This is a genomic window from Micromonospora sp. S-DT3-3-22, assembly GCF_015354745.1.
In the GTDB taxonomy this organism is placed as follows: domain Bacteria; phylum Actinomycetota; class Actinomycetes; order Mycobacteriales; family Micromonosporaceae; genus Micromonospora; species Micromonospora wenchangensis.
The window spans coordinates 1-2,298 of record NZ_JACGMO010000256.1 but is presented as its reverse complement, the minus strand read 5'-3'; the positions used below and the strand labels follow the sequence as shown (position 1 = coordinate 2,298).

General features: G+C 78.9%; 1 protein-coding gene and 1 pseudogene. Both read left to right on the top strand.

The annotated features are described in order from the left end of the window. Positions 1 to 871: pseudogene (locus tag H1A17_RS33950) on the top strand (hypothetical protein); the annotation flags it as partial. A 139-nt stretch (positions 872 to 1,010) separates the two neighbouring features. Beyond that, positions 1,011 to 2,298: S8 family serine peptidase (locus H1A17_RS33945; protein ID WP_194823805.1), on the top strand; the 1,288-nt coding region annotated here is incomplete at its 3' end.

The following is a 2,298-nucleotide window of genomic DNA, read 5'->3' as shown; positions in this document are numbered from 1 at the left end:
GCTCGCCCTCACGGCGGGCGGCGCGGTGCCGCCCGCCCCGCATCCGGCCACCGACGTCGACCCGGCCGTCGACGGTGCCCCCACCGCCGTGCCGGCCGGAACCCCGGATCCGGCACGACCGGGCCCACCGCGCCGACCGTCCCCCGTGGACCGGTCCGCCCCGCCGGCAGACCCGGTGGTACGCGCCGACGCCGCGGCACAGCCCGATCCGGGCCGTACCGCCGCTGTTCCCGACGCCGGCCCGGTGCCGCCGGGCATCGACGGCGGCCTCGACACCGAGGTGACCTCGCCCGCCGGCACCCTGGTGGTCCGCGTGCCCGGGGTGGCGGCCGGTGGCGGGCAACCGCACCACGCCTGGCAGATCCCGGCGCAACCCCGACCGTCGATGCGGCTGCCGGTCCGGCTCGGCCACCGGCAGGGCTGGGCGCTCTGGGTCGACCTGGCCGGCACCTCGGACGTGTTCACGGTCACCGGCCCGGTCGAGGCAGCCCGGCACCGGGCCCGGACGCTCGCCGAGCAGGTACACACCGCCGGGCACACGGTCACCGTGATCGGTGACCTGTTCGGACCCGACCTGCCCGACGGCTGGGTCCGCCGGGCGGCCTTCCCCACCGGGGAGGCGGACCTGCCCGACGGTACCGGGGTGCTGTGCAGCGCCGCCCTGTCCGGCACCGAGTTGGCCTTCGCCCGCCGGATCGCCGCCCTGACCGGGCACCGGCTGGTGCCGATCGTCGTCGGCCGGGCGTTGCGGGCCCGCTGGTCGGTGACGGTCCGGCCGGACGTCCCGGCCCGGCCCGACCCCGTCGCCGCCGTCGCCCCGGCCGGTGCGGCCCACGGCGACGGGTCCCCTGCTGACGGTGGTACGCCGTGACCGGTGGCCGGTTTCCCCACGGCCCGGGTGAACCGTGACCGGCGGCGCGCCGTTGTGGTCCCGGGGTGCCACGTCGGACGGCCCCGCCGGGCCGGGGCGTCCCACCGGCCGATGCCCGCTGGTGACGAGGAGACGGTGGATGAGCCGGTTGCTGGTGTCCTGGACCCGGTCCCTGGGTTGCCTCATGGTGACCTGCGCGCTGGTGTTCGCCCCGCCCGCCCCGGCCCGGGCGGCCCCGCCACCGCCCCCGACGTACGTGAAGTACTACACGGTGTACGGCGGGTCCGAGGGCGCGGTGACGGACCTGACCGGGGTGGCCGCCCGGTTCCTGGCCGACCCCGACCGGGCCGACGAGGTCTACCGGCTCAACGAGGGCCGCCGGCAGCCCGACGGCCGGGCCCTGACCGCCGTCGGGCAGCGGCTGTCCCCCGGTTGGCTGCTGGTGCTGCCCTGGGACGCGTCCGGCGACGAGGTCCGCTACGGCCTGCTGCCGGCGGACACCCCGACGGCGAAGCCGGGCCGGCCCGCCGCCGGCGCGGGCGTTCCGGGCTGCGTCGCCGCCGTCTCCGGCGACGGCGGGTCCCCATGGGTCGACCCGGAGCTGTCCCCGGCGCGCGCCTGGCCGCACAGCACGGGTGCCGGGGCGCTGGTGGCGGTGGTCGACTCCGGCATCGACGGGGAACTGGCCGCCCTCGCCGGCCGGGTCGCGCCCGGTTCGGACGTCATCACCGGTAAGGCCCGCGCCGACACCGACTGCCTGGGCACCGGCACCGCCATGGCGAGTGTGATCGCGGCGGCCCCCGGCACCGGCTCACCCGCACCACCGGTGGTCGGCGTCGCCCCCGAGGCGGCGGTCCTGCCGGTACGGATCGTCGCCGACGCGACCGACGCCGATCCGCAGCGGACGGCCCTCGGCATCGAGGTCGCCGTCTCGGCCGGCGCGACGGTGGTGGCCCTGGGCGGGTACACGAAACTCACCGATCCCGCCGTGACCGAGGCCGTCCGGTCGGCCGTGGCGCACGACGTGGTGGTGGTCGCCCCCGCCGCCACCGCCGACGGCACCCCGGCACCGGCCCAGGAGGGGCTGCTCCGGGTCGCCGGGGTCGGCCCCGACCGTCGGCCCGTCCTGGCGTACCCGGCCGGCGGGGTCGACGTGACCGCGCCCGGCCTGGACGTACCGACGCTCGCCGTCGGTGCCACCACGCCGCGGTCCCGCACCGGCACCGAGTACGCCGTGGCCTACGTCGCCGGTGTCGCCGCGCTGGTCCGCACGGCGCTGCCCGGGGCGGACGCCGTCCAGGTGGCCCGCCGGATCGCCACCACGGCCGACCCGGGCACCCGGTCGAGCCCGAGCCCGGAGCACGGCTGGGGCATGGTCGACCCGCTGGCGGCGGTCAGCACCGGCCCGGACGCGGCGGCGTCGCCGG